Origin of the sequence: Microcoleus sp. D2_18a_B4, from assembly GCF_036702475.1 — a bacterium.
Classification (GTDB): Bacteria; Cyanobacteriota; Cyanobacteriia; order Cyanobacteriales; family Microcoleaceae; genus Microcoleus.
Genome location: NZ_JAUBTL010000076.1, coordinates 1 through 19,880 on the forward strand (window position 1 = coordinate 1; position 19,880 = coordinate 19,880).

Below are 19,880 nucleotides of genomic sequence, written 5' to 3' on the forward strand. Positions count from 1 at the left end.
TCCTTCTTCCTTCTTCCTTCTTCCTTCTTCCTTCTTCCTTCTTCCTTCTTCCTTCTTCCTTCTTCCTTCTTCCTTCAGCATCCATCCGTTACATCCGTTACAAAATCCGCTGCCGAACCTTCTTCCTTCTTCCTTCTTCCTATGGCTCGTTATTCTCGACTGCAAAAACTCGGCTCTTATATGCGCCCGCACTGGAAACCAACCTTCTGGGGCGTTTTTTCGCTATTAGTTGTAAATGCTGTGGGCGTTTACATTCCCCTGCTGATTCGGAATGCAGTTGACACTCTCCAATATGCGACTAAATTTGACGAAGTTTTCAACTTCGTGGGACTAATTCTGATTCTCGCCTCAATTATGTGGGTAATTCGGATGGCGTCGCGGATTCTGCTGTTTGGCGTCGGGCGTCAAGTCGAATTTGACCTCAAACAGCAAATATTTAATCATTTATTAACATTAGAACCGTCTTATTTTGCCGCCAATACGGTAGGGGATTTAATTAACCGCGCTACTTCCGATTTGGACAATATTCGGCGCTTGGTGGGGTTTGCGGTGCTGAGTTTGGCGAATACGGCATTTGCCTATGCTTTGACTTTGCCGGTCATGCTGGGGATTAATGTAAGGTTGACACTGTTTGCGATCGCAGTTTATCCTTTAATGCTGGTTTTGGTACAGTTATTTAGCGACAAACTTCGCATCCAACAGTTAGCCGTGCAAGAGGAATTGTCGGCGATGAGCGATTTAATTCAGGAAGATATGAGCGGGATGTCCGTAATTAAAATCTACGCTCAAGAAGAAAACGAACGCCGAGCTTTTCGCAATTCCAACGCGCAGTTGCTATCAGCCAATTTGGAATTAGCAAAAACTAGAAACTTTATTTTTCCACTTCTGGGCGGTTTGGCAAGTATCAGTTTGTTGGTGCTGCTTTCTGCTGGTGGCGGGGCAATTGCTAATGGCCAAATTAGCATTGGCGATTTTGTGGCGTTGCTGATTTATGTCGAGCGCTTGGTGTTTCCGACGGCGCTGTTGGGTTTCACAATTACGGCTTACCAGCGGGGAGAAGTGAGTGTCGATCGCATCGAATCAATTCTGACTGTGGAACCGCAAATTAAGGATACTGCCGATGCAGTTGAACTGGCAACTCCAGTCAAAGGAGAAATTGTGGCTCGCCATCTAAATTATACTTATCCCGGTGCTAAGACACCCGCGCTTAAAAATGTTGATTTTACCATAAAACCGGGCGAAACTGTCGCAATTGTTGGGGCGATCGGCTCGGGAAAATCAACTTTAGCTAATGCGCTGCCACGCTTGCTCGATATCGATCCGGGCGAGTTATTTTTAGACGGACAGGATATTACTGAGGTAAAATTGAGCGAATTGCGCGGGGCGATCGCCTACGTTCCGCAAGAAAGTTTTCTGTTCGGCACTACCATCAAGAATAACATCCGCTACGGAAACCCTTTAGCGGAACAGCCGGAGATTGAAGCCGCAGCAAAACAAGCGCAAATTCACGCCGAAATCCTCAACTTTCCGCAGCAGTACAAAACAGTTGTCGGCGAGCGCGGCATTACTTTATCAGGCGGACAGCGGCAGCGGACTGCACTTGCTCGCGCTTTGCTAGTTGACGCCCCGGTGCTAATTTTGGATGACGCTCTTTCCAGCGTTGACAATCAAACGGCTACCGATATTTTGCAAAACTTGGCAACGGGAACCGATCGCAAAACAGTAATTTTTATCTCGCATCAAATGTCAGCGGCGGCCAGTGCCGATCGCATTTTTGTGATGGAGAAAGGAGAAATAGTTCAGAGTGGCACTCACGTTGAATTGGTAGGGCAAACAGGGCTTTATCAGTATTTGTGGAACCAGCAAAAATTAGAGGAATTGCTGCATTGACAAGTGACAGATACTTTGAGTCATACCAAATGTGGTAGCATCGGAATTAATATTACCCACAGCTTTCCACACCGCGAGTGTCCAGTGTCCCTACAATTAATCCGGGTAGGGACACAGCACTGCCGTGTCCTCTATATAATTTCGGTGCAACCGGAAACGACACCATAGGATTTTGGGGAGCAAGAAGCCACCAAATTTATTACCCCTCGATTTTAATTAGCTACATTACTGAAGGGGATTTCTTGTTGTTGTTGAAACAATTTAATCGATTGCAGACTATCTGAAGCAGCATCCCAAAGAATGAATTGGAAGCAGTCTGGAATATCGCGAATTGTCAGTGATTTTGAATTAGCCAGCAGGTGAATATTAGCATTGTGACAAGCCTGAAGATTATAGTTAGGTATTCGCTCAGAGAGATGATGAATATTGTGGTAAGCAATATCAGCGGAAAACCAATTGAGAATAGTTGGTAATTTTAGGTAACTACTGCCTTCAATTGCGCCAAGAAGATAGTCCCAACCTTCGGATTTATGAGCGTAGGAACCGTCAAAATTATGCTGAACAAAGAAAATACAGATAAATATCGCTGCTGAACAAGTCATGACAATTGAGTAAACACTCCAGAAAAAGCCAAACCCCAGTAAGTTGCTCAGATAAATCCAGCTACCAACAACACAAATATTGTTGAAGAGTAAATCCCAAAACTCAGCCGTCGTATACCAATGTTTGGATTTATAAGAAGCAATGATGGCAGATAAACCCATGCCTAAATCTTGATTTAGACAAGCAAAAATATGTCGGATAAAACCCGTAATTCCTAAGATTAGCGCGAGTCTGGGCTTAATAATTAGATAGAAAAAACCACCGGGAAACAGCATCAATGGGTGTCTGAGTAACTGATACATCTTTTGACTAAATGGACTTAGCGCCGCAAATTTTTCGGTGGATATCAACGCCGAAGGGCCTCGGTACATATCCCAATTACCATTATGTTTGTGGTGATAAGCGTGTCCCCTCGACCAGGGGTACTGAGGAATCGCATTGATGATACCTAGCAGAAAACCCATAATGCGATTGACTTTTTGGGAACTAAAAAGAGAATAGTGCCCGCAATCGTGCATCAAAGAGAAACAACGTCCTGAAAAAAGTGTCATCAACACCATTATCGGCGGCAGCAGGAATACAGAAATAGCAGCAGCTTTAAATGCTAAAAACCATAAGAATATATAAGGAATAACTGTATTGAGTATTTGGCAAGTAGCTTTCAAATTGTTGCTCTTCATATAAGGAGCCAGCACAAAATCCGACTTTTTGATCGCGCTTTTCATTCAGTATATCTATGGTGTGTGGATAAGTGCTTAGCTTAGCATCACAGTTGCGGGACAGCGGCGGATTTACCCCGGACTTTCCCCGTTTCTTCCAAAGGTTTTTTTGTGGGAACCGATTTTGGCACATTTATGAGGTTATCACAACTCTGGTTTGTTTACAAAAAAAACTGTGAAGCCTGTTAGCAGCCGAACAAATTGCTGCACCGGAAGGCATTAATATGATTGATTGGTTGCACGATCGACCTTTGGTGATGTAGTATGCCACTATTTTTGCTTGCATCCTATGTGCCACACTTTACCGTACCGGGATCTACCCCCAACTCGATCGCACGCTCAAAAGTTGGGATACTGGCGAAAACTTTTTATTGGCGGGCTATAGGGGCGATCGACAAACAGCCCGCCCCGGAAACCAAAGCTGACACAACATCCAGAAGCGCAGAGGATTTTGGCTAAACTCCTTGAGAAGAGAATTTGAAGGACGATCGCAATTGCCTGCGTTTTTTGTGCTCGGAGATAGCTCGGATTTGCTACAATCTAATCGCACACGCGACTAGAAATGGGTTATGACCGAACTATTAGATGAGACGCTTTCTATTGAAATGGCCGCTCGCATCAAAAGCAACCGTAAAAACTGCTTTGACAACGCTTGTAAAGCAGCATTAGCCACCGAGGGCGCGATTTATGTTCAAGGCTTTTTAGCTGTGCCCGGAGTGCCATATAAACCCATCGAGTATAGCTGGATTGAACTCGACGAGCGAATTGTTGACCCAACCTTTCCCCATCTCGGTTTCATCGCTCAAGACATTCATTACTTCCCAGTCCAGCGCTTCAGCGTCAAGAAACTCAAAGCAATCCTCGAAGAATCAAAAGAAGATTATCCTGAAGACGACCCGCTGCCGATTTATGGCAATCAACCTTATGAATATTACGGCGATTTGATGTTAGGGGGTAGCGATTATCAAAATGCTTACGATTTGGCTGCCGCTAAATGCAGGGAATTAAACCAACCCAAAAAACAGGATGCGAACTAATTCAGGACTTGCAAAAAAATGGTTTGGCGCGCTACTTAGAGCGGTACTGTAGCAATTGTTCTGTCGATTAATATACTTCATCATGACTTCCCAAGTCTACAAACACGGCTTTTCCGTCTTCTGTAAAATAGAAAAGTACCCTTTCGTCACTCTGAGTTCATTGATGTTAGCGAAAAATTTCAGTTCACCTTTTTGTTGTTCAATCTGCGCTGACTTAAAGTTTTGATACATCTCTTCGCGACGTTCTTCCCGGAGATATTGCTTCAACAACAGTTGAAGCTCTTGCTTTTCGTCAGTAGAAAGATTCTTGATAGTCTCGACCACATCACTGAAAGTCATAACTTACAAAACCCTATTGTGCTGATTAGATTATAGCAAAAAATCTCCTTTCCGTTGACTTTCGTTTCTCGTTCCCCGGCTCTGTCTCGTCAAAAAAACAGCCAAAAATCTCACTATTTACCATTTTCAACCTTCCAAGATTCAGGAAACCTCGAATAATGAAAAGCAGCCAATAACGGATCTGATTTCTGATTCCCCATCAAATCCGCCAATAATTTAGCCGTCACCGGAGCCAACAAAATGCCGTTGCGGTAATGCCCCGTAGCCCATGTCAAATTCTCCCAAGCACTAGCACCCAAAATCGGCAACTCATCAGGAGTCGCAGGCCGAAATCCCCACCAAAACTCCAGAATCGGATAATTTTGTAATTCGGGATATAACTTAATCGCTCCTGCTAGCAAAGTGTGCATTCCCGCAGGCGTATTTCCCGGCGTAAAATCCACATTTTCGCTAGTTGCACCAATAATAATTCTGCCATCTTGACGTGGCACAATATAAATTCCCGTCCCGAATAGAACGGTTTGCAGGGGCTGGATAACTCCACAATCTTCTGGTACACATACTGACAGCATTTGTCCCTTTCTTGGAAAAACAGGAATATCCAATAATTTCTCAGACCAAGGACCCGCAGCCAAAACATAACGGTCAGCTTGTAATTTTCCTGCCGTTGTTTCCACTCCAAAAACTCGGTTTTTCTGCCGAATAATTTCCTCTGCTGTGCCTTGAATAATATCAATTTTTAATTCTTTAGTGGCGGTCTGAAGCGTCCGAAATAAAGCGCGGTTGTCAACTTGAGCGTCGTCAGGATACCACCAACCGCCAATTACTTCTTGACCTAATCCAAACTGGTGCTGGCGAACAGTATCTCTGTCCAACCATTGATAATTAAGGTTTGACGAAAACGGCTTTTCTTGAGGCTCATTTTGACAAACTGGTGCGAGAATTCCCGATCGCCAATATCCCGTTTTCAATCCGGTAATATTCTCTAGCTGTTCCACCCAGGCGGGATACAGTGCGCGGCTTTGCAAGCACAAATCCAACATCGGACTGGGGGGAATTCGTTCGGCTTGCGGGGCAAGCATTCCAGCGGCAGCCCGGGCCGTCGGTGGTTTAGAATCGGCGGTGAGAACCGCGACAGATGCACCTCGCAATTTCAGTTCTACTGCTAGCGAAAGACCAATTATTCCGCCGCCAATAATCAGAATATCTTTAGATGAATTCATTAACTTTTATATGGACTTTCTCGCTTTTTTGACCTCTCGGGTTTCTTTATGGTAAGGTGCCCCCGGTGCACCTTACAGTTAGAATTTTTGCACAAGTCTTACAGATTATCTGGCAAGGCGATCGTCCTATCTGCCTTCCTTAACAAAAAATCTATGCTTGGGGTTTCCAGACAGTTTCAGAACCCTGACCCCAGAAACCGTCATATTTTGTCACCTTAATATCGCCTAAAACCTTGGTTTGGCAGGACAAACGGCGGTTGGAGGCGGGAGAATGGGGAGGAACCGAAAGTCGGGCTTTTTCGCGCCACTGGGACTCGGAAACTTCGCCCTCGACGGTGACGGCGCAGGTGCCGCAAGTGCCGAGGCCGTGGCAGTTGATGACTTTGGCGTTGCCGTTGTAGAGATCGATGCCGTTTTTGAGCAATACTTCACGGAGATTGGCTCCGCGATCGCACTCAAATGTTTTTCCTTGCGCTTGTACCTTGACCACAGCAATTTACCCCAGTTAGATTTATGTTAATTTTCCTATATATTATCGCATTAAATTCAAATAAATTCATCTAATATGGTAAGTGATATATTACCAATTTCTCGATCGCAATTTCCCATGACAAATCGGCTCTGGATCTACGATACCACGCTGCGAGACGGTGCTCAGTGCGAGGGACTCTCCTTATCTCTCGAAGACAAACTGCGAATTGCTCGACAGTTAGACAGTTTAGGAATTCCCTTTATTGAAGGCGGCTGGCCGGGGGCGAATCCTAAAGACGTACAATTTTTTTGGCGTCTCAAAGAACAGCCCCTAACTCAAGCAGAAGTTGTAGCTTTTTGTTCGACTAGGCGGCCGGGAACTACGGCAGCTAATGATGAAATGTTGCAGGCTATTTTGTCCGCCGGTACTCGTTGGGTGACGCTGTTTGGCAAGTCGTGGGATTTGCACGTTATTGAAAGTTTGAAGACCTCGCTCGAAGAAAATCTGGCGATGATTCGAGATACAATTGAATATTTGCGGAGTCAGGGAAGGCGCGTTATTTACGATGCCGAACACTGGTTTGACGGCTACAAACACAATCGAGATTATGCTATTAAAACTTTAGAAGTAGCTGCCGATGCCGGTGCAGAATGGCTGGTTCTTTGCGATACTAACGGCGGTACTTTGCCTCACGAAGTCAGTCAGGTTGTTCGCGAGGTGGCAGAAATAATAGAAAGTTGGGATAATTCGGAAGCGGAAATTCACCCCCCCCAACCCCCCCTTATTAAGGGGGGGAGAAATTCTCAAATTCAACCCCTTATTAAGGGGGGGAGAAATTCTCAAATTCAACCCCTTATTAAGGGGGGGATAAAGTCTCAAGTTCAACTGGGAATTCACACTCACAACGACTCAGGAGTGGCGGTTGCTAATGCTTTGGCTGCTGTGCGGGAAGGAGTGAGGATGGTACAGGGAACTATTAACGGTTATGGCGAACGCTGCGGCAATGCCGATTTATGTTCCTTGATTCCTAATTTTCAGCTAAAGTTGGGTCAGAATTGCATTGAAGACGAGCAATTAGTTAGATTAACTCAAGTAAGTCGATCGATTAGTGAAATTGTCAATCTTGCTCCCGATGACCGTGCTCCTTTTGTCGGTCTTTCTGCTTTTGCTCACAAAGGCGGAATCCACGTATCGGCTGTTGAGAAAAATCCGTTAACTTACGAACATTTAGAACCGGAAAAAATTGGCAATAGGCGGCGAATTGTGATTTCCGATCAAGCGGGTTTAAGCAATGTTTTGGCGAAGGCCCGCACTTTTGGAATGGATCTCGATCGCAAAAATCCTGCTTGCCGCCAAATTTTGGAAAAATTGAAAGATTTGGAAAGTCAGGGATATCAATTTGAGGGGGCTGAGGCTTCTTTTGAATTGTTAATGCGGGAGGCTTTGGGAAAGCGCAAGCGTTTATTTGAAATCAAAGGTTTTCAAGTTCACTGCGATAAAGGTAGGGAGGAAACAGTTAATTCTTTAGCAACCGTGAAAGTGACTGTTAACGGTCAAGATATTCTGGAATGCGCGGAAGGAAATGGGCCTGTTTCGGCACTTGATGCGGCTTTGCGGAAGGCTTTGCGGAATTTTTATCCGGCAATTACTGATTTTAACTTAACCGATTATAAGGTGCGGATTCTCGACTCCGGTGCGGGAACTTCTGCTAAAACTCGCGTGTTGGTTGAGTTTAGCAACGGTCAAGACCGCTGGACGACTGTGGGGGTTTCTGGGAATATTTTGGATGCTTCTTATCAAGCGGTGGTTGAGGGTTTGGAGTATGGTTTGGTGTTGGGAGATAGGGAGGCGATCGTTTTAACTGTGTCGAGTTATTAGGTTGACGGCGAAGAGAAGTTGCCTGAATATCGATGTTTAAATAGATACCAAGGGGAGCATCTCAATGAAAGCAGCCAAGCTAGAAATTGGAGTTTTGAGGCAGGAGGCTCTCTTGCTGCGAGGCAGGAGGAAAGAGTCAGAAGGAAGGAGCCAGAAGAACAATACGCTTGGGTTAAAACTATTTATTCCGGGCGAGATCCCCCTCGCATACCCCCTACTCCCCCTGATTGTTGGGAGACGCAAGAGTAATTTCTTGTCCCCCCCTTTGTAGGGGCGGTGCCCCCGTGCCCGCCCTAGGCTAGGGGGGATCGAGCTTAACTGAACCGTATTGGCCAGAAGAAGTGTTTTTACAAATATGAGATGCTCCCCTACTTTTGGGAGCATCTCAATGAAAGCAGCCAAGCTAGAAATTTGAGTTTTGAGGCAGGAGGCTCTCTTGCTGCGAGGAAAGACGAAGAAGAAATGAGCCAGAAGAAGTGTTTTTACAAATATGAGATGCTCCCCTACTTTTTCACCTCATTATTATTACCTTCCCCAACGATCGATCGCATTCCTTCGAGCGTAGCGGGAATGCTGCGCGGGTCCATAAACATGACCTTGCTGCTGTCGCTGGTGCCAATTTTTAGACCCATATCCAGATAGTTTTGAGCTAGCAAAAATTGTAAAGCTTCGCGAGCATTGGGGTCATTTTGCAGAGTTTTGCCGATAATTTGCAAGGCCTCCGAAGTAGCTTGAGCTTTCAAAACCTGACTTTGGCGTTCTGCTTGAGCTTTCAGGACGATCGCCTTTTGTTGAGCTTCCGCTTCCAAAATAGTCGCTTTTTGGCGCGCTTCTGCATCCAGAACTTGCGCTTCTGCTTTACCTTTGGCGCTGTTAACTGCTGACTCGCGTTCGCCCTCGGATGTCAGAATTGCCGCTCGCTTCCGTCGATCGGCTGCCATCTGCAATTCCATCGATTCCTGTACAGTTTTAGAAGGGATAATATCCCGCAATTCTACCCGCGTTACTTTCACTCCCCAAGGATCGGTAACAATATCTAAATCTCTGAGCAATATTTCATTAATTTGAGAACGAGCAGTAAAGGTTTGTTCTAGATCCAGTTGACCCATTTCGGCGCGAATTTGAGTCAGCACCATATTTACCATTGCTGACTGGAGATTTTCTACTTTGTAACAAGCTTTTTCCAAGTCTACAATGCGCCAGTAAACCACAGCATCAACGGTGAAGGAAACGTTGTCGCGGGTAATACAAGCTTGCGGGGGAATATCTAAGACTTTTTCCCGAATGGTTTGCTCGTACACGACGCGATCGAGAAACGGCGTGACAAAATTTAAACCGGGTTCCAGTTTCTTGCCGCTGTATTTACCTAAAGTTTCCACCAGCGCTTCATTTCCCTGATTGATAATCTTGACGGAACCTGCGAGGGCTGAGCCGCCGAGTGCTAAAAATACAAGTAAAAAAATTTGTTCCACAACTGACTCCTAATAATTGTTGATTGTTAACTGTTGGTTATTGGTTATTGGTTATTGGTTATTGCCAATGCCCAATGCCCAATGCCCAATGCCCAATGCCCAACTACCAATTTCCAATTCCCAATTCCACATTTTGTTTAAGAATGCAAGAGATTTTCTGGCAAAACTATCAGAGTAGTGCCTTTACGCCCGACGACAATTACGTTTTGGTTGGGGGGGATAGTGGCCTTCGTGTCTTCGCAGCGAGCTTGCCAAGAATTCCCCTCATAAATGACTCGGCCGGCTTCTCCGGGGGGAATTTCTGTTAAAGTTTTTGCTTCCTGAGAATCTGCGATCGCCCTTGCCGTGCCTTTTGGTATCAACCGCCGAGACAGCAGCACAAAAACTGTCGAAAATACCATCCAGAGGAATATTTGTAAATTAACGTAAGGTAGAACTAGAGAGCATCCAGCTACGGCGAAGGCGCTCAGTCCCATCATAAAAGCGACAAAAGCAGTGGGGAGAAATATCTCTGCCAAACAGAGCAAAGACCCAGCTATCAGCCAAAGGAGCGTAGGAGTCAAGATCATAAAAAGAATAGGTGATACTATTTAGATCTTAGATTGGAAATTTAAGATTTAAGAATTGCCAACAACTGACTATGCAAGGGTTTGCGACTTGCAGCCCCTCAGAGCGATTTTTCGCGCCGTGGTACCAGGTTGAGGCTTCCATCGTACTCCAAGTCAGAGTTTAGTAACTTAGATTACAATTTTAGCCGGTGCAGACTGGCAGAAACTACAATTTCTAGGGGCCCAAAGGCAGTTAAGAAATTGATAGGGCCTAAAATCAGTTTATTCTCAAGCTCATGAATTTGGGCTGGCGAATCAAATATCTTCAGAATGTTTTTACACAAACTATTTCGATATGATCAGCAGTTTCTCCGAACCCATTTATTGCCCGAATCTTAGCTGTCCAGATCCCCGCAATACCTTTGGCCGCCAGCACTGTGCAGCGTGCGAAACGGATTTAATTTATCGCTATGTGTGGGCGGTGGGGCAAGCAGCCGAGGAAGTGCCGGCGGGTAAGGTAATAGCCGATCGATACTTTGTCATTGCACCCCAAATCTGGCTCGACAGCCGTCCAGCTTTGCCTCCCAGCGTCCCGGAACAACTGCCGGATACGATTATGCCTTACCTGCATTTGTATCCCCAACGGCTGCATACGCCGGAAGTATACGGTTTTTGTGCCTTGGGGGAAGCACCGGAAGCGGCAGAGGTGCTGTTGTTGGAAAATGTGCCAATTAATAATTTCGGCAGCCTGTATCCTTCTATTTTACAAGCTTGGTCTGGGACAACCGGCGCGCGCCAAGTATACTGGCTGTGGCAAATGCTCCAACTGTGGACGCCGCTGTCGGAACAGGGAGTCGCTTCGAGTTTGCTGGTACCGGAAAATTTGCGGGTGGAAGGTTGGCGGGTACGCCTGCTGGAACTGCACCGGGGAAATTTTGTACCGACTCTGCGGGATTTGGGAGATGTGTGGTCAGGTTTGGTGGAATCCGCGCAACCCGAGGTGCAGTCGAAACTCGGAGAAATTTGTCAGTTTATGCGCCGCAGCAGCATGAATTTCGACGCGATCGCCCTGGAACTAAACGATTTACTATTAGAACAAGCCGCTAAATTGCCTCTGCACTTAGAAGTAGTCGGCATGACAGATACCGGGCCGCAGCGCTCCCAAAATGAAGACAGTTGCTATCCGATTGCTGCTGATTTTCAATTTAGCAAAACTTCAGGGGGCGAGAAACTAATTCCTTATTTGACAATGGTTTGTGACGGGGTTGGAGGCCACGAAGGAGGAGAAGTTGCCAGTCAATTAGCCGTCCAGTCCATGAAAGCTTTAATCCAAAATTTGCTCGCCGAAATCACTCAACAAGAAGAGTTGATGACGCCAACAATGGTAATTAAGCAACTCGAAGAAATAGTCAGAGTTGTGAATAATGTGATTTCCGCTCAAAATAATGAGCAGGGAAAAGAGTTGCGGCAGCGGATGGGGACGACTTTGGTGATGGCCCTCCAGTTGCCTCAAAAAGTGAAAATTTCCGAGGATTTGCCCTCGAATAACAGTCATGAACTTTATTTAGTCAATGTTGGAGACAGCCGCGCTTATTGGATTGGCAAAAATTACTGTCACCGGCTGACTGTGGACGACGACGTAGCCTCAAGGGAAGTCCAGCTAGGACATTGTTTATACTGGGAGACTCAAGTGCGATCGGATGCAGGAGCCCTGACTCAAGCTTTGGGAACGCGGGATGCCGATTTCCTGCGCCCGACGATTCAGCGATTTATTGTCGAAGAGGAAGGCTTACTGCTGCTGTGTTCCGACGGTTTGAGCGACAACGACTGGGTAGAGAAATCTTGGGAGAATTATGGCCCAGAGGTGCTTGAGGGCAAAATGTCTTTGGAAGCCGCAGTTCAGTCTTGGATTCGTCTCGCCAACGAGAAAAACGGTTATGACAACACCTCTGTGGTGGCGACTCACTGTCGGATGTCGCCGGAGAGATTGGTACTGTTCGATCCGACGGTGGCCTCAGCGGTGGCGTCAGCGCCAGTGTCACCCTCGGTGTCGCTGCCGCCTTCCCTCGTCGCTGCGTCCCTCCAGAAGTCCGGGAGGATTCCAGAATCTCAGCTTTCAGAATCGTCCAAACAGTTGTTGTACCCCGAAACTTCCCCCGCCCCGGAACCCTTTCAAAAACAGCGCTCCAAGCTGCCGCTGCCCCTACTGGGGGTGTTGGGGCTGATATTAGCCGGCGGCGGTTTAGGTTTGTGGGTGCAAAGCCGCCAAAGCCCCCAGCCAGAACCCGCACAAGTTCCCCCACCGCCGGAAACTCCCGCCCCGATTCCTTCGGAAACTCCCTCGCCCGATAGCGAGAGTCCCTCGCCGTCGCCCGAATCGAGTCCTGCGGAAATTCCGCTGCCCGATAGCGAGAGTCCCTCGCCGGCGCCCGAATCGAGTCCTGCGGAAATTCCGCCGCCCGAAGAAGGGGAAACTCCTTTGCCATCACCTGAGTAAGGGAGATTAGACCTCTTGCAAAAATCCTTCTCCTCAATTGATGGGCCCCAGATCCCGTCCTAATTATTTTTGCAAGAGGTCTATTGAATTAATTTGAGGCAGAAGGAAGGAGCCAGAAGAAGTGTTTTTACAAATATGAGATGCTCCATCACAGTTAATGATTTTGTATCATAGTCCGCTTGCAGAAACAAGATGGCTAAAAAGTCAGCCAGCGCTACAAAAAGTAGTTAAAAATGCTTAAGAATCTCCATGCAGCTAACAATTAGCGATTAGGAACTAACAACATAAGCTTTTTTATATTGACCACGAATTTCAAAGGTGGTACAAGCCCCCGCATTTATCCGTGGAATCAATCGAAAATCGAAAATCGAAAATCCTCAAGCCCCCGCATTTATCCGTGGGGTCGCCTCGAAAATCTCAAATCGAAAATCGAAAATCGATTGACGGCGCACAATTTATTAACTATAATTACCAGGCCAAAACTAACAAAAATCTTACGCCTAACAGTTTTTCTCAAATAACCGTTAAACTATTCTAACGTTTGCGCGTACCCAACCTCGCAGGCACAACCTATATCTGTTAAGGATTCGTCCTGATTCACAGGAGCAAGATTTTAAAATATGCATCTCAGCGAACTGACTCACCCAAACCAATTACACGGCCTCTCGATTCATCAACTCGAACAAATTGCCCGACAAATTCGAGAAAAGCATTTAGAAACTGTAGCCGCTAGCGGCGGCCACCTCGGCCCAGGATTGGGTGTAGTCGAACTGACCTTAGCACTCTACCAAACACTCGACCTCGATCGCGACAAAGTTACTTGGGATGTCGGCCACCAAGCTTATCCTCACAAATTAATCACCGGCCGCTACAACCAATTCCACACCCTACGCCAAAAAGACGGCGTTGCAGGCTATCTCAAGCGCTGCGAGAGCAAATTTGACCACTTCGGCGCAGGTCACGCTTCCACAAGCATTTCCGCAGCGTTAGGAATGGCGATGGCGCGCGACCTCAAGGGGGAAAACTTTAAAACTGTAGCAGTCATCGGCGACGGCGCATTGACTGGTGGCATGGCACTCGAAGCCATCAACCACGCGGGCCATATGCCGAAAACCAATTTGTTAGTTGTGCTCAACGACAACGAGATGTCAATCTCGCCCAACGTCGGCGCAATTACCCGCTATTTGAACAAAATGCGATTGTCGCCACCGGTGCAGTTTCTCAAAGATAACTTAGAGGAACAATTCAAACACATTCCCTTTGTGGGCGAAACTTTTACTCCAGAAATGGAACGCCTCAAGGAAGGGATGAAACGCTTGGCCGTCTCGAAAGTTGGAGCAGTAATTGAAGAATTAGGCTTTACTTACATGGGCCCGGTAGATGGACACAATTTGGAAGAGCTAATTGCCACTTTCAAGCAAGCTCATACCATTCAAGGGCCGGTGTTGGTTCATGTGGTGACGGTGAAAGGCAAAGGATATGCGATCGCCGAAAAAGACCAAGTAGGATATCACGCCCAAAATCCCTTTAACTTAGCCACCGGCAAAGGCATTCCCTCCACTAAACCCAAGCCTCCAGCTTACTCGAAAGTCTTTGCCCACGCCCTGGTCAAGCTAGCAGAAGATAATCCCCAAATAGTCGGCATTACCGCTGCAATGGCAACCGGAACAGGCCTGGATAAACTTCATGAAAAACTGCCTAAACAGTATATTGATGTAGGCATTGCCGAACAGCACGCCGTGACTTTATCCGCTGGTTTAGCCTGCGAAGGAATGCGCCCGGTTGTGGCAATTTACTCGACATTTGTGCAGCGAGGCTATGACCAAATAATTCACGATGTTTGCATCCAAAATTTGCCAGTTTTCTTCTGTTTGGATCGCGCCGGCATTGTCGGTGCTGACGGCCCAACTCACCAAGGGATGTACGACATTGCCTTCTTGCGGTGCCTGCCAAATATGGTAGTTATGGCGCCAAAAGATGAGGCAGAATTGCAGCGGATGGTAGTCACGGGAATCAACCACACAAGCGGCCCGATCACCATGCGTTACCCGCGCGGCAACGGTTACGGCGTGCCTTTGATGGAGGAAGGTTGGGAAGAATTGCCGATCGGCAAAGCCGAAATTCTCCGCAACGGCGACGATTTGCTGCTATTGGGTTACGGTTCAATGGTTTATCCGGCAATGCAAACCGCCGAGATTCTGAGCGAACACGGCATTGAAGCAACTGTTATCAATGCGCGTTTTGTCAAGCCTTTGGACACCGAATTAATCTTGCCTTTAGCACAGCGAATCGGCAAAGTTGTCACAATGGAAGAAGGCTGTTTGATGGGAGGCTTTGGTTCAGCAGTAGCCGAATCTTTGCTCGACAATAATGTCCTCGTGCCGCTGATGCGGTTGGGTGTACCCGATACATTGGTAGATCATGCAACGCCAGAGCAATCCTTTGCAAGTTTAGGATTAACTCCGTCGCAAATGTGCGATCGTATCTTAGCAACCTTCAGCCGCAAACAGTCTCCTGTTAGCGTGTAATTAGCTAGAATCGTAGGGTGCGCCTAGCGCACCTTACTCTTGATTCGATCTATGACAGTGAAAGAGCAGCATGATTGAAGGAAGATTTGAGGATAAGGGAGAAATAATAATGACTAACGTGAAACCAAATCGTACCGTTCGGCGGGGAAGATTGTTCCCAGAGATTCAGTGGTCCGAAGAAAAAAAAGCCCAGTGGCGAGCCGAAAGAGCGGCATTTCGCAAGCGTTGCAAAGTAATTTTCGATCGCCTTAAACCAGAATTAATTGACAGTCACTACAACTGGTACATGGCGGTTGAACCTGATAGCGGGGAATATTTTATCGACAAGGATGATATGGCGGCTACCAAAATGTGCCGCCAGAAACACCCAAATGCTATCCCCTACCTTTTCCGCATCAACAATACAGGGGCGTGCGGCTCAATATGATTGAAGGAAGATTTGGTGATGAGGGCGAGCTATTTTTTGAAGTTGAATTGATTGCTAATAACGGCTTAGAATTACCTGTTGATGCTCTGCTAGATACAGGTTTTTCGGGCTGGTTAGCAATGGACGAACAAGATTTCGAGGGACTTGATTGGATTTATATTAGGCGACAAGAAATGCGGACAGCAAAGGGAGAATTTGATTTCGATCTTTATGCAGGAAAAGTACGCATAGATGAGCAAGAGTTTGACATTCCCGTTCATGTGGGTGACGGAGTACCGGAAATTTTAATAGGCCGCCAGTGGCTGAAAACTCGGCGGTTAGTAGTTGATATGTCGGCGAGTATTTTGACATTGGAAGCGAGTTAAAAGCAAAATGAATTTAAAAACTTTTGACATAGTAATAGTAGGAGCAGGCCCAGCAGGCGGTCACTGCGCGAGAATCCTAGCCAAATCTGGCCACAAAGTCTTGCTAGCAGAGCAAAACGACAATTTTAATAAAAATGACTTCTCTAGCGCCGCCACGCCTCTAGAAACCCTCTCTAAATTCGATTTACCAGAGTCCGTTATCGGCAGTTTTTGGCATAAACTTACTATTGAAACTAGCAAAGTCAGTCAAACTTGGGAGTCTCCCGAAAGCTTGGGAGTTGTTCTCAACTTTGCTAAATTTAGAGCATTTTTGGCCAGCGAAGTTGAGCGATTTGGTGGTGAAGTTTGGCTTGGTTATCGCTACACCGGACATTCACAAAGCAAGGGCGAAACCACAGTCGAATTTAAACAGTTATCCGACGGCCAACTTATCAACGTTAGCACTAAAGTATTGGTCGATGCTACTGGCTTTGCTAGGGCGATTATGTACGAAAAAGAGAATGATAAGCCAGATTTTTTGTCGGGAACCGGAATTGAATATTTAATTGAAGTAGAGCCAGAAGTTTATAATAAATACAGCGGCGATTTAATCTTCTTTTTGGGCAAAAAATGGCTGCCCGATGGTTATTCCTGGATATTCCCGATGGAACCAAACAGGCTGAAAGTTGGTGCGGGTCGCATTTTTTTAGATCCCAAAACGGTGAGGCATTTGTCACCGCTGAAAAAATATATTGATTTACTGATTGATGAATATCTGAAGTCAAAAAATTATAAAATTATTGACAAACACGGTTCGACGCTGAAGTACAATCCTGGTTTGAAGGATATTTATTGCAAGGATAATATAATTGCGATCGGTGATACTGTCTCGACAATAAATTTGTTGGGCGGCGAAGGGATTAGACACGGGATGGATGGTGCCCAAATCGCGGGGAAATATATTCAAAGGTATTTGGATGGGAAAATATCAGATTTTCGGGATTATGAGACGGAAATGCACCGCAAGTTTGATCGGAAATGGAATATTTCGGAAAGGTTGGCGGTGAGAAAGTATATCGATGATGTTAATGATGAACTAACCGATAAAATGATTTCTTATTTAAAGTATATGAAAACTGAAGAGGTGATGGAGATTTTATTTTATTATAAATTTGAGAAAATTTACCGAGGATTAGGCGGTTATTTGCAGCGGAAAATCAAGGGATTGATTAAGCGATTTCACTTGTAAGGTGCGTCAGTTGAGAGATTGTTAGTTGAGGGAAAAATCTCGCTGGCTGACGCAGCCTACTGACTTAAAAGTAAGGTGCGTCAGTTGAGAGATTGTTAGTTGAGGGAAAAATCTCGCTGGCTGACGCACCCTACAAACCTAATTGCCATAAAAAATTTTCTCCTGTAACTTTAATGCGCGGCAGCGACATTAAATTATCGTCAAAACTGCTAAAATTTAACTGATATGATACACCAAAAGTATATCCACTCGCTCCAATTAAATGCGCTACAATTGGATCGACATCCCCGTAAGGATAGGCAAAACATTTAACAGATTTCTCTAATCCCCGTTCTAAGATAGCACGGGATTGGGCTGCCTCCCGCACAATTTCTGTCGGCGACAATGCCGTCAAAGGTTGATGAGTAGCAGACATAGAACCGAATTCAATCCCTGCATCCCGCAGTTGCCGAATTTCCGGCCATCCCATTAACTGCACTTCTTCAAATTCGGCTTTTTCCCAACTATTTGTCTTTCCTATCGACTCCGCTACAAGAAAAACAGTTGCTGTAAAATCAAAGCGTTTTAGCAGAGGCCAAGCATATTGGAAAAAGTCGAGATAGCCACCGTCAAAAGTCATCAATACAGCTTTACCGGGTAAAGGAGTTTTATCCCGTTTCGCACTTTGCCAATTTTCCCAACTCGCACTATAATAACCGCGATCTTTGAGATACTGCAACTGTTGTTCCAAAACCTGCGGAGTAACTGCGTCTAAACCGTCAGGAGAAATGCGGCGGTAGGAGAGAATCGGCAGCCTTTGTGTAACGCCATGATTGTCCAAAACTTGAGGTTTCACTGAGTGAGAAACTTCCCGATAAGAAGAATTTGAGCCAATGATTTCCGGTGCGTAAAATACTTGCTTTATAAACTCGTTTTCTTGGGGAATTTGCATTGTCGGTTCCCCAGCGATTGCCGCGGCTGACTCGATTTCCGGCAGCGCCCCCGCTGGGAGTGAGGCGCGACGGCTGACACTCGTCCCGATCGCACCCGATCGCCTGCCGAAGATCACCGCATTTTGGGGGTAAATGCCCCCAGCACCCGCTGCATTCAAACTGTCGGGCAAATTAGACCTTTGTTGAGCACAAGAGGCTAAGCGCGATCGTAGCCATTGTTTGCCGTTGAGTGGTTTTCCCAGCAAAGCTTCTCGCACGGCGGCGACGCACAACTCAAAACCAATATTTCGATTAATTGTCGATCGCAATTTTTGAGCCGAAACAAAATTATTTTCCACCGCAACAGTGACAATCCCGACAGCAACGCCGCCTACTTTCACCAGCACGTCTATTGCAGAAAGCTCAACTTTTATATTAGCAAATTCCTCGCTAACTTCTACAGCAATCAAATCTTTTTCGAGCGTAATTGTTGGGACTTCCTCTGCAATTTCTGCCTTGTAGAAATCCTCCAAATTCCAATTCGGACGCCCCCATAATTCTTGCAAAAATAGCGTCCAGTCATGTTTAGGGTGCAATGGTTTCAGCACAGTTTCCCACAATTTATTGCCTTTTTCACAGCGATTGCGTTCAAAGAAGCGATCGAGAATTGGCCAAGCAAACTGGGCTGCAACCGCATCCGCCAACACCAAAGCCGCAACCATGCCATCGCAAATCGGCAATTCAATAATACCGAGTTTAATTCCTTCTAGTTTGATCGTACAGCACAGGCGATCGTATATTTGCGGAAGATCGCAAATATCGGAAATTGGTTCGCTCACTTCCACCGTCAACTTCCAGGCAATTTCACCCTTGACTCGCTTAATTTTATCTAAAATATATCTGATTTCATTGCTTTTAAAAATTTTATGATATTTGTGAACCTTATTACTTTTAACCTCTCTATCAATCCCTTGATGCCAAGGCAGATTCAAACTGAGATGAGCAGCTTTTTCTTGATAAAATTCCAGCATCCTCTCATCATATTCAATCCCCATAAAATCACAAAGTTCTTCTAACTTTTTGACTTTATTCTCTAGAATTTCCTCATACTTGACTAATATATGATTAGATTTTTTAGCATATTTGTGACTAATTAACATCGCCTCCTTCCAGCGATGGATACAGTGGTTTAAATCCCAACCAGGCCCCCACAAATCATGAGAATTCCTAGTAGCCTCATGCAGAGAAGCTATTGTATCCATACTGTTTCGCAAAATATGTATAAATTTAGCATCCGGCAAAAAGCGCTGTATATCCTCAATAAAATATATGTGTTCCGGCGTTTTTTCCAACCAAATACTTTTGTTTTGTTCCGCCGCCAAACCATCCAAAACTCCGACAAACCAACTAACTTTAGTTGCCACAGTTTGACTATTATCAAAATCTTGCAAAAGTTCATGCCGATTAATCTCATCCTTAAAAAAAGCTTCCATCCTACCTGGGAACTTTCCCACAAACTTCTTGTACAGTAAATAGTGAAAAAACTTAGATTCAGGAAAAGAAATAACTTCAGGATGAGCGGCTAATAAACTTTGAAGCATGGTTGTGCCGCTTCTCGGAGAGCCTACTAAAAATATCCGTTTCATTTTTATAGCTGATAAATGGTTTGTGAATTAGATTTTTTTTTACGAACCGCAGAGAGCGCAGAGGGCACAGAGGAAGAGAAGAAAGAGGTATGATTCA

16 protein-coding genes are annotated in these 19,880 nt (G+C 45.6%); 9 read left to right on the top strand and 7 right to left on the bottom strand.

Annotation, left to right across the window (positions count from 1 at the left end; all coding sequences use genetic code 11):
• The first annotated feature begins 141 nt into the window (after positions 1-141).
• Entirely contained in the window at positions 142-1,890 is a 1,749-nt protein-coding gene (locus QUB04_RS28935) for an ABC transporter ATP-binding protein (protein WP_333289834.1), read from the top strand.
• A 212-nt stretch (positions 1,891-2,102) separates the two neighbouring features.
• On the opposite strand, the gene QUB04_RS28940 is transcribed toward QUB04_RS28935, so the two are convergent.
• A complete protein-coding gene (locus tag QUB04_RS28940) occupies positions 2,103-3,218 on the bottom strand; it encodes a fatty acid desaturase (RefSeq protein WP_333289836.1) in 1,116 nt (371 codons plus the stop codon).
• Positions 3,219-3,476: 258 nt separating this feature from the next.
• Between QUB04_RS28940 and QUB04_RS28945 the strand changes: the two genes are divergently transcribed.
• Together QUB04_RS28945 and QUB04_RS28950 are read left to right on the top strand one after the other, a co-directional pair.
• Positions 3,477-3,671: a hypothetical protein gene (locus tag QUB04_RS28945; RefSeq protein WP_333289838.1), complete on the top strand. Its 195-nt coding sequence runs from the start codon at positions 3,477-3,479 to the stop codon at positions 3,669-3,671.
• A 110-nt stretch (positions 3,672-3,781) separates the two neighbouring features.
• Positions 3,782-4,249, top strand: coding sequence for a hypothetical protein (locus QUB04_RS28950; protein WP_190734193.1), 468 nt, complete (start codon positions 3,782-3,784; stop codon positions 4,247-4,249).
• Positions 4,250-4,345: 96 nt separating this feature from the next.
• Here QUB04_RS28950 and QUB04_RS28955 read toward each other — a convergent pair whose 3' ends face one another.
• The 3 genes from QUB04_RS28955 to QUB04_RS28965 form a co-directional block, all read right to left on the bottom strand.
• Entirely contained in the window at positions 4,346-4,588 is a 243-nt protein-coding gene (locus tag QUB04_RS28955) for a hypothetical protein (RefSeq protein ID WP_333240994.1), read from the bottom strand.
• Between the two features lie 113 nt (positions 4,589-4,701).
• Positions 4,702-5,811 (bottom strand): glycine oxidase ThiO, encoded by a 1,110-nt coding sequence (gene thiO / locus QUB04_RS28960; RefSeq protein WP_333289840.1) that lies wholly within the window; start codon positions 5,809-5,811, stop codon positions 4,702-4,704.
• A gap of 151 nt (positions 5,812-5,962) precedes the next feature.
• A complete protein-coding gene (locus QUB04_RS28965) occupies positions 5,963-6,301 on the bottom strand; it encodes a 2Fe-2S iron-sulfur cluster-binding protein (RefSeq protein WP_333144333.1) in 339 nt (112 codons plus the stop codon).
• A 75-nt stretch (positions 6,302-6,376) separates the two neighbouring features.
• On the opposite strand from QUB04_RS28965, the gene cimA reads away from it, so the two are divergent.
• On the top strand, positions 6,377-8,161 hold the full coding sequence (cimA, locus tag QUB04_RS28970; protein ID WP_445301100.1) for a citramalate synthase: 1,785 nt from the start codon (positions 6,377-6,379) through the stop codon (positions 8,159-8,161).
• A gap of 503 nt (positions 8,162-8,664) precedes the next feature.
• On the opposite strand, the gene QUB04_RS28975 is transcribed toward cimA, so the two are convergent.
• Together QUB04_RS28975 and QUB04_RS28980 are read right to left on the bottom strand one after the other, a co-directional pair.
• A complete protein-coding gene (locus QUB04_RS28975) occupies positions 8,665-9,633 on the bottom strand; it encodes an SPFH domain-containing protein (protein WP_333144334.1) in 969 nt (322 codons plus the stop codon).
• Between the two features lie 137 nt (positions 9,634-9,770).
• Complete coding sequence (locus tag QUB04_RS28980; protein WP_333144335.1) at positions 9,771-10,202, bottom strand: NfeD family protein; 432 nt, start codon at positions 10,200-10,202, stop codon at positions 9,771-9,773.
• A gap of 334 nt (positions 10,203-10,536) precedes the next feature.
• Between QUB04_RS28980 and QUB04_RS28985 the strand changes: the two genes are divergently transcribed.
• The 5 genes from QUB04_RS28985 (at position 10,537) to QUB04_RS29005 (ending at position 17,226) form a co-directional block, all read left to right on the top strand.
• The gene (locus QUB04_RS28985; RefSeq protein ID WP_333289842.1) at positions 10,537-12,678 is read left to right on the top strand and encodes a protein phosphatase 2C domain-containing protein; all 2,142 of its coding nucleotides are present in this window, start codon (positions 10,537-10,539) and stop codon (positions 12,676-12,678) included.
• 620 nt (positions 12,679-13,298) lie between these two features.
• Entirely contained in the window at positions 13,299-15,206 is a 1,908-nt protein-coding gene (gene dxs / locus QUB04_RS28990; RefSeq protein WP_333289844.1) for a 1-deoxy-D-xylulose-5-phosphate synthase, read from the top strand.
• 109 nt (positions 15,207-15,315) lie between these two features.
• Entirely contained in the window at positions 15,316-15,633 is a 318-nt protein-coding gene (locus QUB04_RS28995; RefSeq protein WP_333107375.1) for a hypothetical protein, read from the top strand.
• On the top strand, positions 15,630-15,998 hold the full coding sequence (locus tag QUB04_RS29000) for an aspartyl protease (RefSeq protein ID WP_333289846.1): 369 nt from the start codon (positions 15,630-15,632) through the stop codon (positions 15,996-15,998). The genes QUB04_RS28995 and QUB04_RS29000 overlap by 4 nt, the downstream gene beginning before the upstream one ends.
• A 7-nt stretch (positions 15,999-16,005) precedes the next feature.
• Positions 16,006-17,226, top strand: coding sequence for an NAD(P)/FAD-dependent oxidoreductase (locus QUB04_RS29005; RefSeq protein ID WP_333289848.1), 1,221 nt, complete (start codon positions 16,006-16,008; stop codon positions 17,224-17,226).
• Positions 17,227-17,356: 130 nt separating this feature from the next.
• Here QUB04_RS29005 and QUB04_RS29010 read toward each other — a convergent pair whose 3' ends face one another.
• Positions 17,357-19,783 carry a sulfotransferase gene (locus QUB04_RS29010; protein WP_333289850.1) on the bottom strand — a complete coding sequence of 809 codons (2,427 nt, stop codon included), beginning with the start codon at positions 19,781-19,783 and terminating at the stop codon, positions 17,357-17,359.
• Positions 19,784-19,880: the final 97 nt, after the last annotated feature.

Excerpts from the sequence above, each read along its gene's own strand:
- QUB04_RS28935 (WP_333289834.1), top strand. The coding sequence starts at position 142 with ATGGCTCGTTATTCTCGACTGCAAAAACTCGGCTCTTATATGCGCCCG.
- QUB04_RS28940 (WP_333289836.1), bottom strand. The coding sequence starts at position 3,218 with ATGAAAAGCGCGATCAAAAAGTCGGATTTTGTGCTGGCTCCTTATATG.
- QUB04_RS28945 (WP_333289838.1), top strand. The coding sequence starts at position 3,477 with ATGCCACTATTTTTGCTTGCATCCTATGTGCCACACTTTACCGTACCG.
- QUB04_RS28950 (WP_190734193.1), top strand. The coding sequence starts at position 3,782 with ATGACCGAACTATTAGATGAGACGCTTTCTATTGAAATGGCCGCTCGC.
- QUB04_RS28955 (WP_333240994.1), bottom strand. The coding sequence starts at position 4,588 with ATGACTTTCAGTGATGTGGTCGAGACTATCAAGAATCTTTCTACTGAC.
- thiO (WP_333289840.1), bottom strand. The coding sequence starts at position 5,811 with ATGAATTCATCTAAAGATATTCTGATTATTGGCGGCGGAATAATTGGT.
- cimA (WP_445301100.1), top strand. The coding sequence starts at position 6,377 with ATGGTAAGTGATATATTACCAATTTCTCGATCGCAATTTCCCATGACA.
- QUB04_RS28980 (WP_333144335.1), bottom strand. The coding sequence starts at position 10,202 with ATGATCTTGACTCCTACGCTCCTTTGGCTGATAGCTGGGTCTTTGCTC.
- QUB04_RS28985 (WP_333289842.1), top strand. The coding sequence starts at position 10,537 with ATGATCAGCAGTTTCTCCGAACCCATTTATTGCCCGAATCTTAGCTGT.
- dxs (WP_333289844.1), top strand. The coding sequence starts at position 13,299 with ATGCATCTCAGCGAACTGACTCACCCAAACCAATTACACGGCCTCTCG.
- QUB04_RS28995 (WP_333107375.1), top strand. The coding sequence starts at position 15,316 with ATGACTAACGTGAAACCAAATCGTACCGTTCGGCGGGGAAGATTGTTC.
- QUB04_RS29000 (WP_333289846.1), top strand. The coding sequence starts at position 15,630 with ATGATTGAAGGAAGATTTGGTGATGAGGGCGAGCTATTTTTTGAAGTT.
- QUB04_RS29005 (WP_333289848.1), top strand. The coding sequence starts at position 16,006 with ATGAATTTAAAAACTTTTGACATAGTAATAGTAGGAGCAGGCCCAGCA.
- QUB04_RS29010 (WP_333289850.1), bottom strand. The coding sequence starts at position 19,783 with ATGAAACGGATATTTTTAGTAGGCTCTCCGAGAAGCGGCACAACCATG.